This is a genomic window from Synechococcus sp. CBW1107 (assembly GCF_015841355.1).
Taxonomy (GTDB): Bacteria; Cyanobacteriota; Cyanobacteriia; order PCC-6307; family Cyanobiaceae; genus Regnicoccus_A.
The window spans coordinates 1346153-1368497 of the sequence record NZ_CP064908.1 but is presented as its reverse complement, the minus strand read 5'-3'; the positions used below and the strand labels follow the sequence as shown (position 1 = coordinate 1368497).

Sequence of the window (22345 nt, the reverse complement as noted above, 5' to 3'; positions counted from 1 at the left end):
GGATCCGGCGGGCCGCCGTCGGTGGTGCGCAGAGAGGAGGGCGTCAGGTCGGTCGGCCTCGGGGTGATCCACGTCTCGGTGGTCATCAGATCGTGCTGGTGAGAACGCGCCGTCCGGCGGGCTGGGCCCCCAGGGCCCCCAGCGATTCGATGCTCACGCTCACGCTGCTGGCGGCGCTGGTGGGGTAGATGGGGATCGGCATGGCCACATGACCCTTGCCGTCGGGCACGAAGGGAACGCAGCCCACCTCGCGCCCGTTCACACGGGCCCAGAGACGGTAGGTGGTGTTGGGTGGCGGCGGCGGCAGACCATCCAGCATCAGCATGTTGTGGGTGGGATTGCCGGTGACCAGCACCATGCCGCTGGCGCCGCCCTCGCCCCCGATCGCCTGGAGCGGCAACTCGCGGCTCGCCGAAGTGAGTGTGCCGCTGGAGCCGGCCTGCTGCTGCACCCGGGCCAGTTGCTGCCGGGTCTGGTGCAACTGGGTGCCCAGCACCAGCAGGCCCAGGCCCATCAGCGCCGGCAGCAGCCAGGGGCCGACCCCACGCTGTGGCGCCCGCTGATCCAGCAGGCGCTGGCGCAGGTGCTGTGGCGGGCCGACGGCGGCGGGCAGGGCCAGAGGCAGCAGCTCGAGGGTGGTGCTGAACTCATCGAGACGCTGGCGCAGCTCGGGCTGCTGCTGCAGCAGCGCCGCCAGCTGCTGGCGCTCCGGCTCGTCGAGGTCACCGAGAGCATGGCCCGCCAGCAGCAGGTCGAGATCGGCTTCCGCTTCGGGTCCGGTTCCGTGGGGATGGGTGTCGTGGCGGCTCATGGTTGCGGGCGGTCGTCGATCAGCTGGTCGCGCAGGCGAATCAGACCCTGGCGGGAGCGGGTCTTCACCGTGCCGAGGGGCAGTTGCAGCCGCTCGGCGATGGCCGACTGGCTCAGGCCCTCGTAGTAGGCCATCTCCAGCACCTGGCGCTGGTTGGCGGGGATCGACTCGAGGGCCAGGCGCACCCGCTGGGAGAGGTCATCGGCCTCGGCGGCTTCCTGGGGGCTGCGCACGGCCGAGGGAAACAGCTGGTGCGACCAGCGTTGCACCAGCTGCCAGCGGTTGCGGCGCTGCTCGATGCGATTGAACGCCATCGAGCGGGTCATCATCAGCAGGTAGGCCAGCACGGGTCCGCGCTTCGGCTCATAGCGGCCCTGCTGCCAGTAGCGCAGGAAGACGTCATGGCAGAGGTCCTCCGCCTCCTGACGCGACGGACTGAGCCGCAGGGCCAGGCGGAACACCGGCGCGCCGCAGGCGTCGTACAGGCCGGCCAGGTCGGGGTAGCCCGCCGGGCGGTGGTCCTGGAGACGTCCCTGGGGGTGTGCGGCGGCGTCGGGCTCGGGGGTGGTCACGCGCAACGGAGAGCCGAACAGGCTGGAACACGCGGTGTACCGCCGAGAGGCCTGATCGGATTGAGAGGGGCCCTGGTCATCGCGGGGCGGGATGGGCAATCCGTTCGCTGGCCCCGCCGGTAGTGGAGGGGTGCCGCACGGTTTCCGCTGGGACGTCGGCTGGCACCGTCCTCACACCCCCACCAGACCGTCATGTTGTTCCCCAAGTCCACCTTTGCCCGCGGCGTGGCCGCCCTGGCCCTGGGCGCCTCCACCATGCTGGCGGTCCAGGCCGCCGAGATGGGAGCCCTCGGCGGCACGTTCCAGAAGGCCGAAGCCCCGGTGAGTGGCAGCTTCATGATCAAGAAGGAGGCGGGCCGGCAGGTGCTCGTGCTCAGCAGTGATTTCAGGACCAACGACAGCGCCCCCGATCTGAAGGTGGCCTTCAGCCCATCGGCCACCCCCCTGGCCATGAGCAAGCCTCCCAAGTACGAACTCAAGGCCGGCAGCTACACCGTGCTGGCCCCCCTGCGCTCGAGCAAGGGAGCCCAGAGCTATGTGATTCCCGCCTCGATCAATCTGAGCCAGCAGAAGTCGGTGCTGATCTGGTGCCAGAAGTTCAACGCGACCATGGCCTGGGCGCCCCTGAAGCAAGGATCCCGGGTCAACGACGCGATGCAGAAGGATTCGATGATGAAGAAGTGAGCCTGAAGCGCCATGATCGCCGGCATGGAATCCGTCCCGGGCCGGCTCAGCCACCTCAACGCCAGCGGTGAGGTGCACATGGTGGAGGTGGGCGACCGCCCCGCCAGCGACCGCCGCGCCGTGGCCGAGGGGTTCATCACCATGGATCCGCAGGTGCTGGCGCTGGTGCTCGAAGGCCGGGCCCCCAAGGGGGATGTGCTGGCGGTGGCACGGGTGGGGGCGATCCAGGGCGCCAAGCGCACCTGGGAGCTGATCCCCCTCTGCCACCCCATCGGCCTCACGGGCCTGGAGGTGCGCATCGAGCCCAGCGCCGATGGCCGTGGTCTGCGCGTCGAGGCCGCCGCCCGCACCACCGGGCCCACGGGAGTGGAGATGGAGGCGCTCACCGCCGTCCAGGTGGGCCTGCTCACCCTCTACGACATGGTGAAATCCGCGGATCCGGCCATGACCATCGGCCCGGTGCGGCTGCTGAGCAAGACGGGGGGACGTCACGGCGTCTGGCAGCATCCGGGCGCCGCGCCCTCCTGAGCCGGGAGCCCCGATGAGCAGCAGCACCGCCTCGCCAGAGCCCTACCCCCGCGAAGGCCTGCCCCTTGAGGAGGCCCGCCGCCAGGTGCTCGCGGCCCTCACGCCCCTGGCCGGCAGCGAGACCCTGCCGCTGGAGCAGGCCCTGGGGCGGGTGTGTGCCGAACCGGTGATCGCCCGTGAGGCGGTGCCGGGCTTCCGGGCCTCGATCATGGACGGCTACGCCCTGGCGGATCCGAGTGTCCCGCAGGTGGGACACTCATGGCCCCTGCTGGGCCGCTCGGCCCCCGGCGCTCCTTACCCCAGTCCCCTGGCGGAGGGCGAGGCGATCCGCATCCTCACCGGGGCGCCGCTGCCGAAGGGGGCCACCCGTGTGCTGCCCCAGGAGCTGGTGGAGGCCGACGGGGGGCGCCTGCGCCTGATCCGCGCGGCCGGGGAGAACCCCTGGATCCGCGCCGCCGATGAGGAGGCCGCCGCCGGCCAGGAGCTGCTAAGCGCTGGTGTGCGGCTGGGCCCCGCCGACCTCGGCCGGCTGGCCAGCTGCGGCGTGGCGGAGCTGGCGTTGCGGCCGCGGCCTCGGCTGGGGCTGCTGATCAGCGGCGATGAACTGGTGCCCGCGGGCAGTGCCCGCGGGCCAGGGCAGATCTGGGAGAGCAACGGCACCTTGCTGGTGGCGCTGCTGGCGCGGCTGGGGGTGGTGGTGGCCGAGCGGCGGGTGGTGGCCGATCAGCCCGCCGCCCTGCGCGGGGCTCTGCTGGGACTGGCCGCCGGCTGCGATGTGGTGGTGAGCACCGGCGGTGTGTCGGCAGGCGACAGCGACTGGATCAGGCCACTGCTGGCGGAGTTGGGATCGGTGGCCTTCTGGAAGCTGTTCCTCAAGCCCGGCCGGCCCTTCGCCTTCGGCGACCTGCTGGGCACACCCTTTTTTGGATTGCCGGGCAATCCGGTGGCGGCGGCGATCACGGCGCTGCAGCTGCTGGTGCCGGCGCTGCAGCGGCTGGAGGGCGCGCCGGTGGAGCCGCTGCCGCGCCTGAAGGTGCGCCTGGCTTCCGGGCTGAAGCGCGGTGCCGGCCGGCCCGAGCTGGCCCGGGCCTGTCTGCGGGTGGGGCCCGAGGGGGAGCTGCTGGCGGTGGTGGAGGGCAGCCAGGCCTCTTCACGCATCGGTTCGCTGCAGGGGGCCGACCTGCTGCTGGAGATCCCGGCGGATCTGGGCTCCCTTTCGGCCGGCACGGAGCTGTGGGCGCAGCTGCTGCGCCTGCCGATCTTCTGACGACGGTGGTCTCAGGATCCCCTGGCTGCGGCGGGCTCAGAAGGCCGTCACAGGCGATGCGTTCAGAACGCCGTGTTGCCCTGCACCCAGCGGCCCACGCCACCGCTCCACTCCCGCTTCCAGAAGGGGGCGTCGTGCTTGAGGGCTTCGAGCAGGTCCTGGCCGCCCCGCTGGGCCGGGCCGCGGCGATCGGCGGCCACGGCCACCAGCACGATCGCCTCGCCCGGCAGCACCCGGCCCACCCGGTGGTCGACCCGCACCGCCAGCAGCCCGTGGCGGTGGCCGATGGCGGCGGCGAGCCGCTGGATCTGGGCCTCGGTCATGCCGGGGTAGTGCTCCAGCTCCAGGGCCTCGAGCCGTGTGCCATCGGCCGTGCGGCCGCGCACCCGGCCGATGAAATGGGCCTCAGCAGCGGGCGGCTCGGTGCCTCCGGCCGTGAGGCTGCTGTGCCAGTCCGTGAGGGCGGCCAGGGGATCGAAGCAGGCAGGATGGAGCTGCAGCACGAGCTCGAGGTGGGGCTCAGCCATCAGGGTCGCCCATGGGGTCAGCCACCACTGATCGGGGGCAGGAAGGCCACCTCATCCCCGGGACCGAGGGCCTGATCCGCCGGAGCGAAGCCCTGGTTCACCGCGACCCGCACCTGGGGCGGGAGGACCTCCCCCAGACCCAGCTGCCGCCAGATGGTCGCCGGGGTGGTGGGCGCTGGAGAGTCCGCCGGGATGGGCATGGTGCGCTCCCCCCAGCCGGCCTGCTCGCGCAGGCCGGCGAACAGCCGCACGCGGATCATGGGCGGGTGGCCACCAGCACCCGGTGGCGGTGGTCGGAGGCCACCCGGCGGATGGCGGTGAAGCCCGTGTCGGCCAGGGCGGCGGGCAGGTCGAGACGGAAGTAATCCTCGAGGTAGGGCTCGGTGGCCTTGAGCAGGGTGGCCAGGGCCGGTGGCATGGCGCGGATCACGTCCGCTTCCGGATCCTGGTCCACCAGGGCCAGCACGCCACCAGGCCGCAACAGCCGCGAGGCTTCCAGCAGCACGGCCCGGCTGGCGTGCCCGGGAAGCTCATGGCAGAGGAACTGGGCGGTGATCAGATCGAAACCTGCCGCCGGCAGGCCCGTGGCTTCGGCGGCGCTGTGGTGCCAGGCCGTGATGCGGCCCGCGGCGTCGCGCACCCGCGCCACGGCCAGCATCTGGGGGGAAAGATCGAGTCCGCTCACGCGCACGCCGAGGTGGCCGTTCTGCTCGAGCCAGTCGGCCAGGGCCAGGGTGCCCACCCCCACGGAGCAGCCGATGTCGAGGGCGTCACGCACCGGGGCGCTCAGGCTGGGTGCGATCGCGGCGTAGATGCCGTCGCGCATCCGCTGCTGGGCGGCCTCTGGGGTGAGCTGTTTCTCCTCCTTCCACACCCGCAGGGCCACCGAATCGGTGGCCTGCTCCGCTTCGCAGGCGGCCTCCCAGCAGAGGTTTCCCTCCGCATAGGCGTGGAAGCGGGCGCGGTAGTACGGGGGTGCCACCACGGCCGCATCCGTGCTGGCGGCCAGCAGGGGTTCGGCCGCCTGCCGCAGCTGCTCGCGGCGCCGCCGCCAGGGGATGCCCCGCGATTCAGCCGTGCGGATCATCATCCGCCGGGCCTGGAGGAAGAGCAGCTGCCGCATGGGCTCCACCGCCAGCACCGCGGCGATCAGCCGGCCCAGCGGCGTGCGCGTATCCACCCAGGGAGGCGGCGGCGCGCTCATCGGTAGGCCGGAGCTGAGGGCGCTGGGGTTCATCGCGGCGCAGGAGCAGGCGGCAAGGCTGCCATCCTGTCGCCTCTCGCTCCAGCCTGGCTACGGCGTTGACTGCCGGTCAGTGACGGCATCCGCTGGCGTCGGCCCTCTCCCCTCCCGGGGTCTCGTTTGCCCGATCACCCAGCTCAGATAGTCGGGATCGGGATCCTGCTGGGGAGTGGCCGTGATCGCGGGGATCTCGTAGGGGTGGGCCCCACGGACCATCTCCATCAGCGGCTGCAGATGCTGCCGTGTGGTCTTGAAGGTGATCCGGAACTCCGGTTCCTCCACCAGCTCCCCCTTCCAGATGTAGACGCTCTCGATCGGCTCGAGCTGGGCGCAGGCCGCCAGTCCGGCTGTGATCACCTCCCGCGCCAGGTGCCTGGCATCGTCGTGGTTCGCCACGGTGGTGTGAACGGCGATCAGGGTGTCCAGCGGGGCGGTCATGGCGGCTCAGTACCAGCTGCGGTACCACTGCTCCATCTGGCGGATCTCCTCGCTCTGCACCCGCACCATCGACTCCTGCAGCGCACGCAGCTCGGGGTGCTGTGAATTGATCTGGGCCATCGAGGCCATCATCACGCCCATCTGGTGGTGGGGAATCATCTGCTCGATGAAGGCGCGATCGAAGTCGGCGGCCTGGCGCAGGGCGGTCAGGTTGGTGCCGCCGTGCATCCCCAGGCCACCACCACCCATCCCCATCGGGCCGCCCATGCCTCCCTGCCAGCCCCAGCCGGCACCCAGTGCCCAGGTGGGAACGTCCTGCCCGTACCACTTGCGATACCAGGCGCGCATCTGCGCGTTCTCCTGCGTCTGGCTGTCCTTGATGCTGCGCGCCAGGGCCTTGATCTCAGGCCGGCGTGCCTGGGTGAGGGCCAGGTCCGCCATGGCGATGGCCCCGTCGTGATGGGGAATCATGCGCACGATGAAGTGCTGATCCGAGTAGCCCATCCCCATGCGCCCCGGACCCCACGGGCCACCCCAGCCCTGGCTGAGGGCTGGTGGCATCGCTGTCAGCGGACTCAGCAGGGTGAGGAGGCAGCCTGCCGCGACCAGTCGTGCGATCCGGGGGCGCGGGCGACGGCAGGCATGGGGGGGATGGGCCATTTGCTGAGGTGTCCTGGCGCGATCGTCTTCCTTCATGGTGGCCAGACCGGCTCCGGTTGGGACCCCTTCGGAGGTGGAGATTCGGGCCAGCCGGTGGCGCTCCCCGGCGAAGGCCCGGCGACGGGGGCTTGACCCTCCAGTGGGCTGGACCCCATAGGTTGAACTCATCGCCCATCGCGATGGCCCGGCCCCTGATGACAGGTTCCTGATGCATGCACCATCCTCCGGCCCCTCCTGCTGCCAGACCGATGAGCCGGCCGGATCGCCGTCTGGGATGGAGCGGGAACTGGCTGAGGAACTCACCCTCCTGCGCCGCAAGGTGAGTGTGGCGGCTGTGCTCACCACTCTGGTGATGCTCGCCAGCCTGCCGCACATGCTCGGGGTCCATGCCCTGCCGTTCCTGCCGGGCTGGTTCACCAGCCCCTGGACCCAGCTGCTGCTCACCACGCCGGTGCTGTTCTGGTGTGGTCGTGACTTCTTCACCGGTGCCTGGACCGCCTTCCGTCAGCACAGCGCCGACATGAACACCCTGGTGGCCGCCGGCACCGGCATTGCCTGGCTCACCTCGCTGTTCACCACCGTGTTCCCTCAGGTGCTGATCGCCGAAGGCCTTCCGGCCGATGTGTATTACGAGTCCGCCGCGGTGATCCTCACCCTGGTGCTGCTGGGCCGGCTGCTGGAGGCCCGCGCCCGCGGCCAGACGTCGGAGGCGATCCGGCGGCTGCTGCAGTTGCAGCCCCCCACGGCCCGGGTGCTGCGCGCTGGTGCCGTGCAGGAGATCCCCGTGGCCCTGGTGGTCGTTGGCGATCTGGTGCAGGTGCGCCCAGGCGAGAAGCTGCCCGTGGATGGGGTGGTGGTGGAGGGCCGCTCCTGGGTGGAGGAATCCATGCTCACCGGCGAGCCGACCCCGGTGGAGAAGGGCCCCGGCGACGACGTGATCGGTGCTTCGATGAATCGCAGCGGCAGCTTCACCTTCCGCGTCAGCCGTGTCGGCGCCGACACCGTGCTCGCCCAGATCGTGGACCTGGTGCGCGAGGCCCAGAGCTCGCGCACCAGGGTGCAGCGGCTGGCCGATCAGGTGGTGGGCTGGTTCGTGCCGGTGGTGATCGCCCTGGCCATCGCGGCCTTCGTGGTCTGGTTCCTGATCAGCGGCAACCCGGTGCTGGCGATGCTCTTCCTGGTGAGTGTCCTGGTGATCGCCTGCCCCTGCGCCCTCGGCCTGGCCACCCCCACCTCGATCATGGTGGCCTCGGGCAAGGGGGCGGAGAACGGGCTGATCTTCCGCAGCGCCGAGGCGCTCGAGACCGCCGGCGGGCTACGCACCATCGTCCTCGACAAGACCGGCACCCTCACCCGCGGCCAGCCGCAGGTCACCGATTTCGAGCGCCTCGGCGCTGCCCAGCTGCCGGCCCAGGTCCTGCTGGCCGCCGTGGCGGCCCTGGAGGAGCGCTCGGAGCATCCGCTGGCCGAGGCGATCGTGGCCTACGTCCGTCCCCAGCTCCAGGATCCGCAGCTGCCTGCCGTGGAAGGCTTCGAGGCGGTGGCGGGCCGGGGAGTCAGGGGCAGCTCCGGTGGCCTGGACATGCTGGTGGGCACCCCCCGCTGGCTCAGCGAGCTCGGCTTCGACACCTCCTCACTCGAGCCCCTGGCCGCTCGACTCGAAGGGGCCGCCTGCAGCGTGGCGGCGGTGGCGGTGAACGGGCGGATCGAAGCCTGCTTCGGCATCGCCGATCCGCTCAAGCCCGGCGCGGCAGCCGCCGTGGCCGCCCTGCGGCGCCTGGGCCTGCAGGTGGTGATGCTCAGCGGTGACGCCCACCGCACCGCCGAGGTGGTGGCCGCCCAGCTGGGGATCGAGCGGGTGATCGCCGAGGTGCGTCCTGCCGACAAGGCCGCCGTGATCCGCCGGTTGCAGGACCAGGGGGAGGGTCCGGTGGCGATGGTGGGCGATGGCATCAACGACGCCCCGGCCCTGGCGGCGGCCGATGTGGGCCTGGCCATGGGCACCGGCACCGATGTGGCGATCGCTGCCAGCGACATCACCCTGATCTCCGGCAATCTGGCCGGGGTGCCGGCGGCGATTGAACTCAGCCGCCACACCATGGCCAACATCCGCCAGAACCTGATCTTCGCCTTCGCTTACAACGTGGCGGGCCTGCCCATTGCCGCCGGGTTGCTGTTCCCGCTGACCGGCTGGCTGCTGAGCCCGATGATCGCCGGCGGCGCCATGGCCTTCAGCTCCGTGTCGGTGGTGAGCAATGCCCTGAGGCTGCGCCGCTTCCGGCCCACCCCCCTTCCCGTTGCCGCCAGCTGATGACCAGCTTCGTTGTCTCCGCCCTGAGAACCGGCGAACCGCTCTGGCGCACCATCGACCAGCCCCTGGAGCTCAAACTGGCGGTGACCGCCGGCGGTCTGGCGTTGATCGCCGCCCAGCTCTGGTGGTTTCTCGGCCACCATGGCGATGCCGTGGCCGCCAGCGACGGGGAGCGCGGCCTGCAGGAGATCACGATCACCGTCGATGGCGGCTATCGGCCATCCCGGATCAGGCTGAAGGCCGGTCGCCCGTTGCGCCTCACCTTTCACCGCCTCGATCCCAGCGGCTGCGTCGCTCAGGTGATCGTCCCCGACTTCCGCCGCACCCTCGATCTGCCGCTGAACGCCCGCACCAGCCTGGACCTGCCGCCGATGGAGCCCGGCGAGTATCCCTTCCACTGCGGCATGAACATGGTCCGGGGCGTGCTGGAGGTGGTCTGAGGCGGCGGTCCGCCATCCCACGAGGAGAGTCCGGACCAACTGTCAGGGGCCCAGCGGACCGGCGAGGCCGGGTTCCACCTGTTCATCCACCACCCAGATCAGCAGGACTGAGAGCAGGGCCGCGGAATAGCACCACACCGACGTGAAGGCGTGGGTGTAGGCCACCTGGGAATAGACGAAGGCCGCCATGAGCCCCCCCGCGAACCAGCGCAGGCGGCGAAGAGGCGTCAGCAGCAGGGGGATCGTGACGATCAGGCCGTAGATCAGGGTTCCCCAGCCATGGCTCACCAGCCCGTAGGAGGGGATCAGCGCGTGGTAGTCGATGCTGCCGAGCACCACGGTGGGCGTCACCCTGGCGGGCTCCAGCAGGAGTGGCAACCAGAGCCACAGGCCCAGCACCAGGCCCAGCACCAGGTCCAGCTGAAGCAGCCGAGTGGGGCGGCCATCTCTCGAGCCGCCTCCGATCTTCAGGGCACACCAGGGGATCCAGGCCATCCAGAAGCCATGGGCGAAGAACAGATAGGCCAGTGCCGCCCGATGGGTCATCGGCTCAAGTCCCCCAGCATCGAGGCCGAGCCACACCAGCCCCTCGAGTCCCTGCTGCAGTCCGAACAACGCCGGGGTGAGAGCCAGGGGCAGCAGGTCGGCGGACGGCCCGCGCCAGCACCTGGCCACGGCGACCCCGCTCAGGGGAATCAACAGCGCCGCCGCGGCGAAACTGGACGTGCTCGAGAAACACATGACCAGAGGGCTGCCTCTGGCAGCGGAGCAACGTCGCTCCACCATGGACGACGGCTGCCATGGGCTCAGCTGCTGTGGCAGCCGGATCAGACCTTGCAGGCCAACACAGTCATGGTCCCATGCCTGTTGAACACGTTGAACGGCCATGGGCTGATCATGGATCTGGCCTGAAGATCAGGATCGGCTTGTTATCAGCGATGGGTCCACAGCTTTTTTTAGCGTCATCTTCGCATCTTCATTGCCATTGCTTGAGCCATGACCACCATCACGGAAATCGCCCCAGACCTGTTCAGGCTTTCGATCTATGTTCCAGACTTCGATATGCAGTTCAATCACTTTCTGGTGTGCGATGAGCAGCCGCTGCTGTTCCACGCTGGCTTGAAGGGGATGTTCCCGGCCCTGCGGGATGCTGTGGCCACCTTGATGGACCCCGCAAAGCTTCAGTACATCGCCTGGAGTCATTTCGAGTCCGACGAGATCGGTGGTCTCAACAGTTGGCTGGAGCTGGCTCCCGAGGCCCAGCCCGTCTGCACCCTCGTGGGCAAACTCGTGAGTGTTGACGACTTCTCCATCCGGCCTGCCCGCGGCATGCTGGCTGACGATGTGCTGTGCACCGGACGCTATCGCTATCGCTTCTACCCTTCCCCGCACCTGCCGCACGGCTGGGATGCCGGACTGCTGTTCGAGGAAACCAACAAGACCCTGTTCTGCTCTGATCTGTTCCATCACTTCGGGGATGGGGCTCCGGTCACCTCGTCCGACTTGATTGGGCCGACACTTCAGGGGATGGAGCAGATGCAGCAAGGTCCCCTGGCGTCCTACATGCCGTACACCAGGCACACGGAATCTGTGCTGCAGGCCCTGGCTGAGCTCAGGCCGGAGGCCCTGGCCGTTATGCACGGCTCGTCCTATGTCGGCAGGAGTGATCAGCTGCTCAGCGATCTGGCGGGGGTGCTCAGGGAGACCTTCGATTCCGCCTGACCGTCGCCCCTGGCAGACGCAGCTTCGGGATTCAGGCGTGGGCCGACAGGGCGCTGCTGATCGCCCGGATAGGGGGGTACTTGCTGGAGGCCTTGAGGAACAGGCAGCCATGGAACCCGGGGGAGCGGAACCAGCTCTCGAGCCAGTCGAACAGCGCCAGGTTCCGCTCCGTGGGGCTAGAGCCAGTGGATGTGACGAAGCTGACCCCGGAATCCATGCGAGACCGAACGGTCTGTAGTGTTGTGGTGTATCGACCGTTCGGTCTACAGCATGATCAGCCTCCACGGCCACGAGATCTCCGGCAACAGCTACCGCCCCCGGCTCCTGCTTCACCTGCTTCAGCTCGAGTACCGCTGGATCCGCGTCGACCTGATGGCGGGGGAGCACAGACGCGAACCCTTCCTGGCTCTCAACCCCGCCGCCCAGGTGCCGGTGCTGGTGGATGGGGAGGTCACCCTCGCCGACTCCCACGCGATCCTGGTGTACCTGGCCCGGCGCTACGGCGGTGAAGCCTGGCTGCCCCTTGACGCCGTCGGCCTCGCGGAGGTGGTGCGCTGGCTGGCCTTCTCCGCTGGTGAGATCAAGCTGGGCCCCGAACGTGCCCGCCTCCATCACCTGCTGGGGGTGAGCAGCATCAACATCGAGCGGGCCCGGCAGAAGTCGGAGGCCGTGCTGCGCCTGCTGGATGGGCATCTCGCCGCCCAGCCCTGGCTGGCGCTCGGCCGTCCCACCATCGCCGATGTGGCCGTGTACCCCTACATCCATCTCGCCCCCGACGGCCAGATCGATCTGGGCCCCTTTGAGTACGTCAACGCCTGGCTGGAGCGGGTCGAAGCGCTCGATGGCTTCTACGCCATGGAGGCCTGATGGCGGAGCACTACCTGCAGCGTCACCTCACCCCCGCCGTGCTTGCCGAGCAGCGGCGGGCCTACGGCCGTGCTCAGCCGGTGCCGGCTGACGCGGGACCGGATCCGCTCGGCCCGAAGGAGGCGGCCTTCATCGCCGCGCGCGACAGCTTCTACATCGCCAGCCTCACCGAGGACGGCGCCCCCTACATCCAGCACCGGGGCGGCCCCGTGGGGTTCCTGCGCCTGCTCGATGCGCACACCCTGGCCTTCGCCGATTTCGGCGGCAACCGCCAGCTGCTCACGGTGGGCCATCTGAGCAAGGATCCCTGGGTGGCGCTGTTCCTGATGGATTACCCCGCCAGGCGCCGGCTCAAGATCGATGGCGAGGCCGAAAGCCTTGACGCCGCCGACGTTGAACCTGCCCTGATGGAGCTGGTGCGACCCGCCGACCTCGACGCCGCCCTGATCGAGAGGGTGATGTTGATCCGTGTGGCCTCATTCGACTGGAACTGCCCCCAGCACATCACCCCCCGCTACAGCGAGGCGGAATGGCGGGCGCGGAGGCTTTCGTAGGCCTGGCAGAAGGGCTCCCCCAGGGCTTCGCGCAGCACCGTGTCGGCGGCGAAGGCGCTGAGGGCCTCCTCGAGGCTGGCGGGCAGCGGAGTCGCGCTGCCGGGAGCCGGCGGGTCGGTGTAGAGGTTGGCGTCGTTGCGGGGGCCGGGGTCGAGCTCCCGCTCGAGGCCGTCGAGACCGGCGGCCAGCACCGCCGCCGGCAGCAGGTAGGGGCTGGCGGCACTGTCGGCGAGGCGCAGCTCCAGACGCTGGTCGTCGGGGATCCGCACCATGTGGCTGCGGTTGTTGCCGCCGTAGCTGATCCAGCCCGGTGACCAGGTGGCGCCGGAGTTGGTGGTCTGGCCCCCCAGGCGGGCGTAGCTCTCGGCGGTGGGATTGGTGATGGCGCACAGGGCCGGGGCGTGCTCCAGCAGACCCCCCAGGAAGTGATAGGCCAGCCGTGAGAGACCCAGCTCGCCGCGGGGGTCATGGAAGAGGTTGCGGCCCGAGGCGTCCCAGAGGGACTGGTGCAGGTGGGCGCCGCTGCCGGTGAGCTGGGGGAAGGGCTTGGGCCCGAAGCTCACCCGAGCGCCCAGCGGCTCCGCCATCGACTGGGCCATCACCCGGAAGAGGGCGTGGCGGTCGGCGGTCACCAGGGCATCAGCGAAGGTCCAGTTGATCTCGAACTGGCCGTTGGCATCCTCGTGATCGGCCTGGTAGGGCCCCCAGCCCAGCTCCTCCATCGCTTCGAGCAGACCGCCGATCAGCTCGAACTGGCGCATCAGGGCCAGCTGGTCGTAGCAGGGTTTGCTCTGGGTGTCGCGGCCATCGGCGATCACCGTGCCGCCCGGCTGCAACAGGAAGAACTCCGCCTCCACTCCCGTCCGGAAGCTGTAGCCCAGCTGCGCCGCCCTCTCCAGCTGGCGGCGAAGCACCCAGCGCGGCGACTGCTCCAGCGGCCGGCCCTCCACCTGCAGATCGGTGGCCACCCAGGCCACGCTGCGCTGCCAGGGCAGCACCGCCAGGCTGGCGGGATCGGGCAGGCCGAGCACATCGGGATCGGCCGGGGTCATCGCCAGCCAGGCGGCGAAGCCCGCGAAGCCGGCGCCATCGCGGGCCAGCTGGTTCACGGCACTCGCCGGCACCAGCTTGGCGCGCTGCACCCCGAACAGATCCGAGAAGGAGAAGAGGAAATGGCGGAGTCCGTGGTCGGCGGCGTAGCGGGCCAGGTCGGTCATGGGCTCAGCGGGGGCGGGCGGAACGGTGGGGCGCGGTCGGTCGGATCGGGGCGGCTTGGGCGGCCCGGCGGATCACTCCATCAGCAGGCGCTCGAGGGCGGCGCGGATCAGGGCCTGCTCGGCCGGAGCGTCGCGGGGATTGCCGGCCCGATGTCCGAGCACCGACTCCAGCACCTCGAAGCGGGCGCCGGGGATGAGAGCGGCTTCGGCGGCGCAGTCGTCGGGTGGGAAATAGAGGTCGTGGGAGCCGGCGATCACGGTGGTGCGGGCCGTGATCCGCCCCAGGGCCGCGGCCAGCTCCAGGGGCTGGCCATCCCCCAGCGCCACCCCCAAGGCGGCTCCGAGATCATTGGCCAGCCAGGTGTCGAGCATCGTCAGCAGATCGTGGGGATCATGGCGGCGGTAGGCGGGCAGCCAGCTGCGCTCCACGTACTCCTCCACATCGGCGAAGCCGAGGGCCCTGTGGCGCCCCTCCCGGTAGAAGGCCTGGCTGGCGGCCCAGCTGGCATAGATCAGCGCGAAGGTGCGCAGCCCCTGCCCTGGGTGGGCCGTGAAGCGCCGCCCATCCCAGGCCGGATCGGCGGTGAGGGCCTGGCGCAGGCTCAGCAGGAACAGGCGGTTGTGGGGAGTGGTGCGGGCCGTGCCGCAGAGGCAGCAGATCCGCGCCACCGCGTCGGGCTCCAGGGCCCCCCAGTGGTAGGCCTGCTGGGCCCCCATCGACCAGCCGTAGATCAGGGCGAGGCGGTCCACGCCGAACACCTCGCGGATCAGGCGCTTCTGGGCCGCCACGTTGTCGGCATGGCTGATCACCCAGCCGTCCTCCGCCAGCCCCATGGCGCTGGTGCTGGGGCTGCTGGAGCGTCCGTTGCCGAACTGGCTCACGACCAGCACGCAGAAACGGGCTGGATCGAGGATCGGGCCCACCACCCAGTCGATGTCCTCGGGCCAGGCGCCGTAGGAGCTGGGGTAGAGCACCAGGTTGGAGCGCGCGTCGTTGAGTTCACCGAACACCCGGTAGGCCAGGCGGGCGTCGGCGATCACCCGGCCACAGCTGAGCGCAAGCGGACCCAGCTCAAACACCGCATCGCGGCCCTGGATCGCCGCGGCCACGCTCATGCCGCTCGCAGCGCCAGCGTCGACGGATCGGCCAGGAACGCCCGGTGCACGGCCAGGTAGCCCGGATCGTTGTGCTTCAGGCGCCCGGCGATCCAGCCGTGGGCCGCCGGCAGTGCATGGAAGGGAATCGAGGCCATCAGGTGGTGCTCGGCGTGGAAGGGCATGTTCCACATCAGCCAGCGCAGCGGCGCCAGGGTGCGGGTGGTGCGGGTGTTGCGCAGGACATCGTTGGCGGTGCTGCAGCCGCCGTGCTCCGCCAGCAGCACGAAGCGCAGCAGCGGCTGTCCCAGGGCCAGCGGCAGGAGCCACTGCCAGAGCAGAAAGCCGTTGGCGCCCGGCAGCGACAGCAGCACCAGCACGGCATACACAGCGAACTGGAGCCGGATCGAGCGGCGCAGCGCCGGGGCGGCCTCGGCGGGGATGTAGGGGCGACCGCTGAAGTCGCCGCGCAGGCCGGCGGCGTGGCCCCGCAGCTTGCCGATCCACCAGGGCAGTCCGCTCAACTCCAGTAGGTAGGTCCAGCGGCTGGTGGGCGGCGGATCCTCCAGCTCCGGATCCATGCCCGGCTGGTGGGTGTGGCGGTGGTGCCACTGGTGGTAGCGGCGGTAGAAGTCGGCGTTGTAGAAGCTCAGCACCCCGGCCCACCAGGCCACGGCATCGTTGAGACGGCGGCTGGCGAACGCGGTGCGGTGGCCGCATTCGTGCATGGCGCAGAACGCGAAGGCCAGGCCCCAGCCCAGCAGCAGCAGGGCCGGCAGCCGCAGTGCCCAGGACAGGCCAGCGTCGCCCCAGATCAGCCCGCTGGCCAGGATCAGCGCCCCATGGCCCGCCAGCTGCCGCCAGCCGGCGGCGTCGGAGCGCTGGTTGAGCCGGCGCAGGGGTTCCGCGGGAATCAGCTCGGCGGAGGCCGTCTTGATGGCCGGTTGGCTCGTGGTCACGGACCTCAGGATCCCAGCAACGCCGTGCATTCCAACCGTTCCTGGTTGGCCTCGCGACGATCGGCCTGGCGGCGGATCAGGCCGGCCAGATAGACCGCATCGGAGCTGATGCCGCAGAAGCGGCCCGAGCCCCAGGTGTGCAGCCAGGGCAGCCCGAGGAAGTAAAGACCAGCAGCCGGTGTCACACCGCGCTGGTGGACCGGCTCCCCGGCGCCATCGAAGACGGGGACCTCCACCCAGCGGAAGTCGGAGCGATAGCCCGTGCACCAGATCACGGCTGCCAGGGGCTCAGCGCCGAGATCCAGCGGTGGATCCAGCGGAGGTGGCTGCCAGCAGGGTTCGTAGGCGGGCTCTTCAGGGGCGTCGAGACCGTTGGATTCGATGTAGGTGTCGATGCTGGCGCGGATGCGGCGATAGACCGCGTCGGCGCCATCCAGGTTGGCGGCCAGATCGGGGGCGAAGCGGAAGCCGCTGGCGCTGATCTCCTCCAGCCGGCCATGCAGGACCATCCCTTCGAGGGCACGTCGGCGCAGATCGATCTCCCGGCCTCCATCCCGGCCCGTCAGGTAGTGATTGGTCTTGCGACGCACCGAGCGGGGATCCGGGTGCTGCTCAATCGGGGTGTCGTAGTAGCTCATGCGATCGAGCCAGTCGACCACGTCCTTGCCGCGATAACGGCGGGGTGAACGGGGAGCCGAACCCACGCTGAGGTGAACACGACGGCCGGCCAGGAAGAGGTCTTCGGCGATCTGGCAGCCCGACTGGCCGCTGCCCACCACCAGGACGGGCCCGTCGGGCAGCTGCTCGGGGCGCCGGTAGTCGCGGGCATCGAGCTGGAGCAGCCCGGCCGGCAGACGGGCTGCCAGCGGGTGACGCCGGGGGCGGTGGTAGGCGCCGGTGGCGATCACCACCTGGGGGGCCTCGATCAGCCCATCGCTGGTGCTCAGGCGGTAGCCACCGCTGTCCAGGGGTTGCAGGCGTTCAACGGCCATGCCCTCCCGCACCGGCACGGCGGCGTGAGCGGCAAAGCGGCGCAGGTAATCGACGATGGCGTCACGCCCCATGAACCCGTCGGGATCGTCGCCGTCGTAGGGGAACTCCGGCAGTCGGCATTGCCAGTTGGGAGTGACCAGGCAGAAGGAATCCCAGCGCTGGTGCTGCCAGGAGTGGGCGACCCGATGCCGCTCGAGCACCAATGGGGTCAACCCCTGCTGCTGGAGGCAGCTGGCCACCGACAGGCCGGCCTGGCCGGCGCCGATCACCACCACCGGCACACGCTGGACGGCGGAGTCCGACGGGGGAGGCCCCGAGCTGGTGACGAGGCTGGTCCGCTGGCTTGGATTCACGGGCGCGTGCTGAATGTCCTGGCTGTCACGGTTCGGTCCTCACGCTGGTGATGGCGGTGTCGCGTGTCGTCGACATTGGCCTGAGCGTTTTGAAGCAACTCGTCCTTGAACGAGTTCGCCCTTGGGATGATCCAAAATCCTCTGATATCGAGAATCGATTGACGGTAGCGATCGTGACGAATCGCGGGTGACGGCCCGCTCTTGCGGGTGGCCTGGTGATTCTGTGGCAGTGGCTACACAGAACGCAACATGAGCTGTGCAAGGGTCTTGGTTGTTGCTTTTTAGCCAGGCCCTTCATCGATGCCCGAGGTCACCCATCCCGCTCATCAGGCGGGAGATTTTCTCGTTGATTACGAGGAAAAGGTTTTTCCTGATGTCAAGGCCGAGCCGGGCGAGAAGGCGCTGGTCACCTTTCACACCGTGGCCTTCGAAGGCTCGATCGGTCTGGTGAACCTGCTGCAGGCCAGCCGCCTGATCAACAAGGGCTTCGAGACCTCGATCCTGCTCTATGGGCCCGGTGTCACTCTCGGGGTGCAGCGGGGGTTCCCCAAGCTGGGGGATGCGGCCTTCGACGGTCATCTCAATTTCAATGCCCGTCTTCAGAAGTTCATGGATCAGGGAGGCAAGGTGTATGCCTGCCGTTTTGCCCTTCAGGCCCTCTATGGCCATGGCGAGGGTGCCTTGATTCCAGGTATTCGCCCCGTCAATCCACTCGATGTGCTCGACATCATTCTGATGCATCGCAAGGAGGGTGCCTTCATTCTCGATACCTGGACGCTCTGAATGGAGGCGCCGATCGTCGTTGCAGCCGCCCAGATCCGTCCGGTGCTTCACAGCCTGGAGGGGTCTGTGGCGCGGGTGCTGGAGGCCATGGCCGAAGCGGCTGCAGCCTCGGTGCAGCTGATCGTGTTCCCGGAAACCTTCCTCCCGTACTACCCCTACTTTTCCTTCATCGAGCCTCCCGTGCTGATGGGCCGCTCGCACCTGCGGCTCTATGAGCAGGCGGTGGTTGTGCCAGGCCCGGCGATCGACAGGATCGCGGACGCGGCCCGGTTGCATCGGATGCACGTGCTGCTGGGCATCAACGAGCGCGATGGCGGAAGCCTCTACAACGCCCAGTTGCTGATCGACGACACCGGCACGGTGCTGCTCAAACGCCGCAAGATCACCCCCACGTACCACGAGCGGATGGTCTGGGGCCAGGGCGACGGGTCCGGCCTGACGGTGGTCCCCACCGACCTCGGCAGGGTCGGTGCCCTGGCCTGCTGGGAGCACTACAACCCTCTGGCGCGTTTCAGCCTGATGGCCCAGGGGGAGGAGATCCACTGCGCCCAGTTCCCCGGCTCATTGGTGGGGCCGATCTTCAGCGAGCAGACGGCCGTCAGCCTGCGTCACCACGCCCTGGAGGCGGGATGTTTCGTGATCAGCTCCACGGCCTGGCTGGATCCCGCCGATCTGGACACGATCACGCCGGACGCCTCACTGCACAAGGCCCTCCAGGGCGGCTGCCACACCGCAGTGATCAGCCCCGAGGGCCGTTATCTCGCCGGCCCGCTCCCCGAAGGCGAAGGTCTGGCCATCGCCGAGCTCGACCCCTCGCTGATCACCAAACGCAAGCGGATGATGGACAGCGTGGGCCACTACAGCCGCCCCGATCTGCTGGGTCTGCGCATCGACCGCACCCCGGCCCGTCTGATCGAGGACCACCCCGGGCCTCCTGTTGATGTCCCTGCGGACCTGTCCCTCGTCGCAGCAGCGCTGCCCCCGCTGGAGGTGGCCTCCCATGGCTGAGCGCCCTTCGGCAGCACTGGGCCGTCTGGTCACCGAACTGCAGGTGAATGGAGTGGCGGTGCCAGCTGTTGGCGGTAATCCCGGTCGTCGTGGCGGTGCCGGCCCCTCCGATCACCGCGCCATCAGCGTCGATGGCGTCACGGTGATGGTGCCCGTCTACAACACCGCCTCCCAGGGCTCGCCCTATGCCCTGGAGCGCCACGACGATGGCGAGGTCTGGCTGAGCCACCGCGATGGGAGCGGCTCCCCGCAGCTGGTGGACACCCCGCCGGAGCCCCACTTCTACGGGCTGAGCACCGCCGATGGCACGTCGTACCGCTCGATCGCGCTGCTGCACGGCCGTGATGTGCTGGCCACCACCCTGCTGCAGACCTGCATCCGTTTCCGCGACCGCGCCCAGTCCTGCCAGTTCTGCGCGATCGAGCAATCGCTCGACGACGGCCGCACGCTGGCGCGCAAGACCCCCCAGCAGGTGGCCGAGGTGGCGGAGGCGGCCGTTCGGCTCGATGGCGTGAAGCAGTTGGTGATGACCACCGGCACCCCCAACTCCGACGACCGCGGCGCCCGTCTGATGGCGGAAACGGCGCGTGCCGTCAAGGCGCGGGTGCCCCTGCCGATCCAGGCCCAGTGCGAGCCCCCCGACGACCCGGTCTGGTTCCAGCGCATGAAGGACGCCGGCGTCGACAGCCTCGGCATGCACCTCGAGGTGGTCGAGCCCGACGTGCGCCAGCGCATCCTTCCCGGCAAGGCCGAGCTCAGTCTCGAGCGCTACTTCGCGGCCTTCGAGCAGGCGGTGGCCGTCTTCGGCCGGGGAGAGGTGTCCACCTACCTGCTCGCCGGACTCGGGGACAGCGCTGAGTCGATCGTGAGCTGCAGCGAGCGCCTGATCGCCCTGGGCGTCTATCCCTTCGTGGTCCCGTTCGTGCCGATCGCCGGAACCCCACTGGAGCACCATCCCGCTCCGAGCACCGACTTCATGGTCGAGGTCTACGCCGCGGTGGGTGGGTTGCTGGCCGCCTCCGATCTGATTTCGACCGCCATGACGGCGGGGTGCGCCAAGTGCGGCGCCTGCTCCGCCCTCTCCCTGTTCGAGTCCGGCACAGCCGGCCCTTCCTGAGCCCACGGCGATGTTCTTCATCGATCCCTCCAGCCACGAGATCGGCCGCAGCCCCAGCTCCGCGCCGGCGGCCTACACGCCTTCGGTTCGCTGGGGGCTCGGCGTCGACGCCGACGATTTCCGGCTCTCTCCTGGGGCCTGCTCCGATCGGTTCTCCTTTCACCTGCTGCGCCAGGGTTCACCTCTGCTGGAGGGCTACTGGAGCCTGCGCAGCCGCATCTTCTGCGAGGAACAGCACCTGTTCGAGGCCACCGACCGCGATGCGAACGATGACCTCGCCTACCCGATCGCCGCCCTGACCCACGGCGGAGAGAACGCGGGCTCGGTGGTGGGGGTGGTGAGGATCCTCGAGACCACTCCCGGCCTCTGGTACGGCGGCCGTCTGGGGGTGGCTGCCGCGTTCCGCCGCCACAATCAGATCGGCAAGGGTCTGATCTGGAAAGCCGTCACCACGGCCCATGGCTGGGGCTGCAAGCGATTCCTGGCCACGGTGCAGATCCAGAACGTGCGCTTCTTCCGGCGCCTGCACTGGTGTTCGGTGGAGACCCTGGAGATCCGCGGCGTCAGCCACCATCTGATGGAGGCCGACCTCGACTACTACCTCCCCTCCCGTGAGCGGCGGCCGGAGGCACCCCCCATGGGGTCCCGACGCCAGGCGGCATGAGTGAGCCCGATCTGGAGGCCCTGGCCGCGCGGCTGCGACAACTGGCTGGCTGGCGCGGCAAGACGGACATCCAGCGTCCCGCGGCCCATTTCCCCCATCTCCCGTTCCCGGCCCTCGGCCTGGCGGCGGCCCTGGGCGATGACGCGGCCCTCCTGCCCGCCGCCACGGGCTCCCTCTTGCTGGCCTGCGAGGGACTCCATCCCGATCTGGTGGATCAGGACCCCTGGTTTGCGGGCTGGAGCGGTGTGCTGGTGAACCTCAGCGACATCGCCGCCATGGGCGGGCGACCCCTGGCGGTGGTCAACAGTCTCTGGAGTGGAGAGGCCAGGCATGCCGATCTCCTCCTCGATGGCCTGCGCGTGGCTTCCGAGACGTTCCAGGTGCCTGTGGTGGGAGGTCACACCAACCTGCACAGTCCCTACAACGCCCTCTCGGTGGCCGTGCTGGGGGTGGTGGCAGGTCCGGTGCTCTCGGCCCGTTTCGCCCGCCCGGGAGACCACTGCCATCTGCTGATCAACACCAGCGGCCATGTCCACCACCCCTATCCCTTCTGGGATGCAGCCACCCGGGCGGAGCCGGCGCTGCTGCGCCGCCATCTGGCCCTGATGGCGGAGCTGGCGGAAGCCGGGACGGTTCATGCGGCCAAGGACATCAGCATGGGAGGGCTGATCGGCACGGCCGTGATGTTCGCTGAAGCCGCGGGCTGCGGCCTGGAGCTCGACCTCGATGCCATCACCCCTCCAGCTGGGGTCAGCCTGGACGACTGGCTGTGCTGCTTTCCCAGCTACGGCTATCTGCTGGCTGCAGGTCCGGAGCGGGCCGGAGCCCTGGCGGCGGCCGTGGCGCCGTACGCCGATCTGCAGCTGAGCTGCATCGGTCAGTTCGGGCCTGTTGCCGGGGGCGTCAGCCTGAGGCAGGCGGGGCAGTGCCATCAGCTCTGGCCTCGAGATGAGACACTCACCGGATTCGGGGCCCTGTGCTGACGCCTACCACCGGCGTCGGCGGCGTCCTGGAGGATCCGCTCCTGTCCTCCCTGGCCCAGGCACCATGCCCGAAGTCCATCTGACCGTGGAGTGGCCCGATGGCCGCACCACGGTGCTTTACTCACCCTCCACGGTGATCCTGAACTACCTCCAGCCCGGCCAGAGCCTGGCGGTGGCTGAGCTGGCCAGCCGGGGAAGGGAGGCCCTGCGTCTGGCCTCCGAGCGGGTACGGGCGCGGTACGGCTTCGCCTGCACCCGGGCCGACGAGGAGGAGTGCCAGCTGCTGCAGACGGCCATGGGCTACGCGGACGATCAGCTGGTGCGGATCAGCGCCCCATGAGCCATGGGGATCTGTGCAAATTTCAGGCGGACAGGGCGCCACGGACGCCGCGTCCCACCCGGGGGACTCCTTTGAAGGCAAACCTGATGCGCGCTTTCCGCGCTGTTGATGGCGTTCTGTTTTGCTGCCCGGAGACTCCGGAGATGGCCCTGGCCATTGACCGGAAGCCTCAGATCGTCCGGTGCGATGAGAGGAGGGTCGGTCAATTC

27 protein-coding genes are annotated in these 22345 nt (G+C 69.4%); 14 read left to right on the top strand and 13 right to left on the bottom strand.

Features of this window, described 5'->3' with window-relative positions; translation table 11 throughout:
• Positions 1 to 85: 85 nt before the first annotated feature.
• Both I1E95_RS07160 and I1E95_RS07155 read right to left on the bottom strand, forming a co-directional pair.
• Positions 86 to 811, bottom strand: coding sequence for an anti-sigma factor (locus tag I1E95_RS07160; protein ID WP_197166566.1), 726 nt, complete (start codon positions 809 to 811; stop codon positions 86 to 88).
• On the bottom strand, positions 808 to 1383 hold the full coding sequence (locus I1E95_RS07155) for a sigma-70 family RNA polymerase sigma factor (RefSeq protein WP_231594922.1): 576 nt from the start codon (positions 1381 to 1383) through the stop codon (positions 808 to 810). Before I1E95_RS07155 ends, I1E95_RS07160 begins: the two co-directional genes overlap by 4 nt.
• A 192-nt stretch (positions 1384 to 1575) precedes the next feature.
• Here I1E95_RS07155 and I1E95_RS07150 point away from each other — a divergent pair, with 192 nt between their 5' ends.
• Genes I1E95_RS07150 through glp form a run of 3 tightly spaced genes read left to right on the top strand, consistent with a single transcriptional unit; the run spans position 1576 to position 3862 of the window.
• Positions 1576 to 2067 carry a DM13 domain-containing protein gene (locus I1E95_RS07150; RefSeq protein WP_197166563.1) on the top strand — a complete coding sequence of 164 codons (492 nt, stop codon included), beginning with the start codon at positions 1576 to 1578 and terminating at the stop codon, positions 2065 to 2067.
• A gap of 12 nt (positions 2068 to 2079) precedes the next feature.
• The gene (gene moaC, locus I1E95_RS07145) at positions 2080 to 2595 is read left to right on the top strand and encodes a cyclic pyranopterin monophosphate synthase MoaC (protein ID WP_197166561.1); all 516 of its coding nucleotides are present in this window, start codon (positions 2080 to 2082) and stop codon (positions 2593 to 2595) included.
• A gap of 13 nt (positions 2596 to 2608) precedes the next feature.
• Complete coding sequence (glp, locus tag I1E95_RS07140) at positions 2609 to 3862, top strand: gephyrin-like molybdotransferase Glp (RefSeq protein WP_197166559.1); 1254 nt, start codon at positions 2609 to 2611, stop codon at positions 3860 to 3862.
• Between the two features lie 62 nt (positions 3863 to 3924).
• Here the strand turns inward: glp and I1E95_RS07135 are convergent, their stop codons facing one another.
• Genes I1E95_RS07135 through I1E95_RS07115 form a run of 5 tightly spaced genes read right to left on the bottom strand, consistent with a single transcriptional unit; the run spans position 3925 to position 6898 of the window.
• Positions 3925 to 4389, bottom strand: coding sequence for a molybdenum cofactor biosynthesis protein MoaE (locus I1E95_RS07135; protein ID WP_197166557.1), 465 nt, complete (start codon positions 4387 to 4389; stop codon positions 3925 to 3927).
• Positions 4390 to 4406: 17 nt separating this feature from the next.
• The gene (locus I1E95_RS07130; RefSeq protein ID WP_197166555.1) at positions 4407 to 4649 is read right to left on the bottom strand and encodes a MoaD/ThiS family protein; all 243 of its coding nucleotides are present in this window, start codon (positions 4647 to 4649) and stop codon (positions 4407 to 4409) included.
• Positions 4646 to 5626 carry a class I SAM-dependent methyltransferase gene (locus tag I1E95_RS07125; protein ID WP_197166553.1) on the bottom strand — a complete coding sequence of 327 codons (981 nt, stop codon included), beginning with the start codon at positions 5624 to 5626 and terminating at the stop codon, positions 4646 to 4648. The genes I1E95_RS07130 and I1E95_RS07125 overlap by 4 nt, the downstream gene beginning before the upstream one ends.
• Positions 5627 to 5683: 57 nt before the next feature.
• The gene (cutA, locus tag I1E95_RS07120; RefSeq protein ID WP_197166552.1) at positions 5684 to 6070 is read right to left on the bottom strand and encodes a divalent-cation tolerance protein CutA; all 387 of its coding nucleotides are present in this window, start codon (positions 6068 to 6070) and stop codon (positions 5684 to 5686) included.
• A gap of 6 nt (positions 6071 to 6076) precedes the next feature.
• Positions 6077 to 6898, bottom strand: coding sequence for a DUF305 domain-containing protein (locus I1E95_RS07115; protein ID WP_231594921.1), 822 nt, complete (start codon positions 6896 to 6898; stop codon positions 6077 to 6079).
• 40 nt (positions 6899 to 6938) lie between these two features.
• Between I1E95_RS07115 and I1E95_RS07110 the strand changes: the two genes are divergently transcribed.
• Together I1E95_RS07110 and I1E95_RS07105 are read left to right on the top strand one after the other, a co-directional pair.
• Positions 6939 to 9041: a copper-translocating P-type ATPase gene (locus I1E95_RS07110; protein ID WP_370594581.1), complete on the top strand. Its 2103-nt coding sequence runs from the start codon at positions 6939 to 6941 to the stop codon at positions 9039 to 9041.
• Positions 9041 to 9481 carry a cupredoxin domain-containing protein gene (locus I1E95_RS07105; RefSeq protein ID WP_197166550.1) on the top strand — a complete coding sequence of 147 codons (441 nt, stop codon included), beginning with the start codon at positions 9041 to 9043 and terminating at the stop codon, positions 9479 to 9481. Before I1E95_RS07110 ends, I1E95_RS07105 begins: the two co-directional genes overlap by 1 nt.
• Before the next feature lie 42 nt (positions 9482 to 9523).
• On the opposite strand, the gene I1E95_RS07100 is transcribed toward I1E95_RS07105, so the two are convergent.
• Positions 9524 to 10222, bottom strand: a complete 699-nt coding sequence (locus I1E95_RS07100; protein ID WP_197166549.1) for a DUF6629 family protein — start codon at positions 10220 to 10222, stop codon at positions 9524 to 9526.
• 255 nt (positions 10223 to 10477) lie between these two features.
• On the opposite strand from I1E95_RS07100, the gene I1E95_RS07095 reads away from it, so the two are divergent.
• Positions 10478 to 11203 carry an MBL fold metallo-hydrolase gene (locus I1E95_RS07095; RefSeq protein WP_197166548.1) on the top strand — a complete coding sequence of 242 codons (726 nt, stop codon included), beginning with the start codon at positions 10478 to 10480 and terminating at the stop codon, positions 11201 to 11203.
• A 31-nt stretch (positions 11204 to 11234) separates the two neighbouring features.
• Here the strand turns inward: I1E95_RS07095 and I1E95_RS07090 are convergent, their stop codons facing one another.
• A complete protein-coding gene (locus I1E95_RS07090) occupies positions 11235 to 11420 on the bottom strand; it encodes a hypothetical protein (protein WP_197166547.1) in 186 nt (61 codons plus the stop codon).
• Positions 11421 to 11473: 53 nt separating this feature from the next.
• On the opposite strand from I1E95_RS07090, the gene I1E95_RS07085 reads away from it, so the two are divergent.
• Entirely contained in the window at positions 11474 to 12070 is a 597-nt protein-coding gene (locus tag I1E95_RS07085) for a glutathione S-transferase family protein (protein WP_197166546.1), read from the top strand.
• Positions 12070 to 12624 carry a pyridoxamine 5'-phosphate oxidase family protein gene (locus I1E95_RS07080; RefSeq protein WP_197166545.1) on the top strand — a complete coding sequence of 185 codons (555 nt, stop codon included), beginning with the start codon at positions 12070 to 12072 and terminating at the stop codon, positions 12622 to 12624. The genes I1E95_RS07085 and I1E95_RS07080 overlap by 1 nt, the downstream gene beginning before the upstream one ends.
• Here I1E95_RS07080 and glnT read toward each other — a convergent pair.
• From glnT to I1E95_RS07060, 4 genes are all read right to left on the bottom strand, one after another.
• Complete coding sequence (glnT, locus tag I1E95_RS07075) at positions 12585 to 13841, bottom strand: type III glutamate--ammonia ligase (RefSeq protein WP_197166544.1); 1257 nt, start codon at positions 13839 to 13841, stop codon at positions 12585 to 12587. The two genes, I1E95_RS07080 and glnT, sit on opposite strands and share 40 nt — an antisense overlap.
• A 72-nt stretch (positions 13842 to 13913) precedes the next feature.
• Positions 13914 to 14957, bottom strand: coding sequence for an alpha/beta fold hydrolase (locus I1E95_RS07070; protein ID WP_197166543.1), 1044 nt, complete (start codon positions 14955 to 14957; stop codon positions 13914 to 13916).
• Entirely contained in the window at positions 14954 to 15925 is a 972-nt protein-coding gene (locus I1E95_RS07065; RefSeq protein WP_197166541.1) for a fatty acid desaturase, read from the bottom strand. The genes I1E95_RS07070 and I1E95_RS07065 overlap by 4 nt, the downstream gene beginning before the upstream one ends.
• Entirely contained in the window at positions 15901 to 17241 is a 1341-nt protein-coding gene (locus tag I1E95_RS07060; RefSeq protein ID WP_197166540.1) for an MSMEG_0569 family flavin-dependent oxidoreductase, read from the bottom strand. The genes I1E95_RS07065 and I1E95_RS07060 overlap by 25 nt, the downstream gene beginning before the upstream one ends.
• Before the next feature lie 300 nt (positions 17242 to 17541).
• On the opposite strand from I1E95_RS07060, the gene I1E95_RS07055 reads away from it, so the two are divergent.
• The 6 genes from I1E95_RS07055 (at position 17542) to I1E95_RS07030 (ending at position 22136) form a co-directional block, all read left to right on the top strand.
• Positions 17542 to 18024: an MSMEG_0572/Sll0783 family nitrogen starvation response protein gene (locus I1E95_RS07055; RefSeq protein ID WP_197166539.1), complete on the top strand. Its 483-nt coding sequence runs from the start codon at positions 17542 to 17544 to the stop codon at positions 18022 to 18024.
• On the top strand, positions 18025 to 19032 hold the full coding sequence (locus I1E95_RS07050; protein ID WP_197166538.1) for a Nit6803 family nitrilase: 1008 nt from the start codon (positions 18025 to 18027) through the stop codon (positions 19030 to 19032).
• A complete protein-coding gene (locus I1E95_RS07045) occupies positions 19025 to 20149 on the top strand; it encodes an MSMEG_0568 family radical SAM protein (RefSeq protein ID WP_197166537.1) in 1125 nt (374 codons plus the stop codon). Before I1E95_RS07050 ends, I1E95_RS07045 begins: the two co-directional genes overlap by 8 nt.
• Positions 20150 to 20159: 10 nt before the next feature.
• Positions 20160 to 20813, top strand: a complete 654-nt coding sequence (locus I1E95_RS07040) for an MSMEG_0567/Sll0786 family nitrogen starvation N-acetyltransferase (protein ID WP_197166536.1) — start codon at positions 20160 to 20162, stop codon at positions 20811 to 20813.
• The gene (locus I1E95_RS07035) at positions 20810 to 21796 is read left to right on the top strand and encodes a sll0787 family AIR synthase-like protein (RefSeq protein ID WP_197166535.1); all 987 of its coding nucleotides are present in this window, start codon (positions 20810 to 20812) and stop codon (positions 21794 to 21796) included. The genes I1E95_RS07040 and I1E95_RS07035 overlap by 4 nt, the downstream gene beginning before the upstream one ends.
• 64 nt (positions 21797 to 21860) lie before the next feature.
• Positions 21861 to 22136 (top strand): MSMEG_0570 family nitrogen starvation response protein, encoded by a 276-nt coding sequence (locus I1E95_RS07030; RefSeq protein WP_197166534.1) that lies wholly within the window; start codon positions 21861 to 21863, stop codon positions 22134 to 22136.
• The last annotated feature ends 209 nt before the right edge of the window (positions 22137 to 22345 follow it).

What these genes read in the sequence shown, in the direction of transcription:
- moaC (WP_197166561.1), top strand. Translation starts at nt 2,080, where the DNA reads ATGATCGCCGGCATGGAATCCGTCCCGGGCCGGCTCAGCCACCTCAAC.
- I1E95_RS07065 (WP_197166541.1), bottom strand. Translation starts at nt 15,925, where the DNA reads ATGCACGGCGTTGCTGGGATCCTGAGGTCCGTGACCACGAGCCAACCG.
- I1E95_RS07070 (WP_197166543.1), bottom strand. Translation starts at nt 14,957, where the DNA reads ATGAGCGTGGCCGCGGCGATCCAGGGCCGCGATGCGGTGTTTGAGCTG.
- I1E95_RS07130 (WP_197166555.1), bottom strand. Translation starts at nt 4,649, where the DNA reads ATGATCCGCGTGCGGCTGTTCGCCGGCCTGCGCGAGCAGGCCGGCTGG.
- I1E95_RS07160 (WP_197166566.1), bottom strand. Translation starts at nt 811, where the DNA reads ATGAGCCGCCACGACACCCATCCCCACGGAACCGGACCCGAAGCGGAA.
- I1E95_RS07150 (WP_197166563.1), top strand. Translation starts at nt 1,576, where the DNA reads ATGTTGTTCCCCAAGTCCACCTTTGCCCGCGGCGTGGCCGCCCTGGCC.
- I1E95_RS07055 (WP_197166539.1), top strand. Translation starts at nt 17,542, where the DNA reads ATGCCCGAGGTCACCCATCCCGCTCATCAGGCGGGAGATTTTCTCGTT.
- I1E95_RS07100 (WP_197166549.1), bottom strand. Translation starts at nt 10,222, where the DNA reads ATGTGTTTCTCGAGCACGTCCAGTTTCGCCGCGGCGGCGCTGTTGATT.
- I1E95_RS07115 (WP_231594921.1), bottom strand. Translation starts at nt 6,898, where the DNA reads ATGAGTTCAACCTATGGGGTCCAGCCCACTGGAGGGTCAAGCCCCCGT.
- I1E95_RS07035 (WP_197166535.1), top strand. Translation starts at nt 20,810, where the DNA reads ATGAGTGAGCCCGATCTGGAGGCCCTGGCCGCGCGGCTGCGACAACTG.
- glnT (WP_197166544.1), bottom strand. Translation starts at nt 13,841, where the DNA reads ATGACCGACCTGGCCCGCTACGCCGCCGACCACGGACTCCGCCATTTC.
- I1E95_RS07040 (WP_197166536.1), top strand. Translation starts at nt 20,160, where the DNA reads ATGTTCTTCATCGATCCCTCCAGCCACGAGATCGGCCGCAGCCCCAGC.
- I1E95_RS07050 (WP_197166538.1), top strand. Translation starts at nt 18,025, where the DNA reads ATGGAGGCGCCGATCGTCGTTGCAGCCGCCCAGATCCGTCCGGTGCTT.
- cutA (WP_197166552.1), bottom strand. Translation starts at nt 6,070, where the DNA reads ATGACCGCCCCGCTGGACACCCTGATCGCCGTTCACACCACCGTGGCG.
- I1E95_RS07105 (WP_197166550.1), top strand. Translation starts at nt 9,041, where the DNA reads ATGACCAGCTTCGTTGTCTCCGCCCTGAGAACCGGCGAACCGCTCTGG.
- I1E95_RS07125 (WP_197166553.1), bottom strand. Translation starts at nt 5,626, where the DNA reads ATGAACCCCAGCGCCCTCAGCTCCGGCCTACCGATGAGCGCGCCGCCG.
- I1E95_RS07135 (WP_197166557.1), bottom strand. Translation starts at nt 4,389, where the DNA reads ATGGCTGAGCCCCACCTCGAGCTCGTGCTGCAGCTCCATCCTGCCTGC.
- I1E95_RS07085 (WP_197166546.1), top strand. Translation starts at nt 11,474, where the DNA reads ATGATCAGCCTCCACGGCCACGAGATCTCCGGCAACAGCTACCGCCCC.
- I1E95_RS07110 (WP_370594581.1), top strand. Translation starts at nt 6,939, where the DNA reads ATGCATGCACCATCCTCCGGCCCCTCCTGCTGCCAGACCGATGAGCCG.
- I1E95_RS07090 (WP_197166547.1), bottom strand. Translation starts at nt 11,420, where the DNA reads ATGGATTCCGGGGTCAGCTTCGTCACATCCACTGGCTCTAGCCCCACG.
- glp (WP_197166559.1), top strand. Translation starts at nt 2,609, where the DNA reads ATGAGCAGCAGCACCGCCTCGCCAGAGCCCTACCCCCGCGAAGGCCTG.
- I1E95_RS07095 (WP_197166548.1), top strand. Translation starts at nt 10,478, where the DNA reads ATGACCACCATCACGGAAATCGCCCCAGACCTGTTCAGGCTTTCGATC.
- I1E95_RS07080 (WP_197166545.1), top strand. Translation starts at nt 12,070, where the DNA reads ATGGCGGAGCACTACCTGCAGCGTCACCTCACCCCCGCCGTGCTTGCC.
- I1E95_RS07045 (WP_197166537.1), top strand. Translation starts at nt 19,025, where the DNA reads ATGGCTGAGCGCCCTTCGGCAGCACTGGGCCGTCTGGTCACCGAACTG.
- I1E95_RS07030 (WP_197166534.1), top strand. Translation starts at nt 21,861, where the DNA reads ATGCCCGAAGTCCATCTGACCGTGGAGTGGCCCGATGGCCGCACCACG.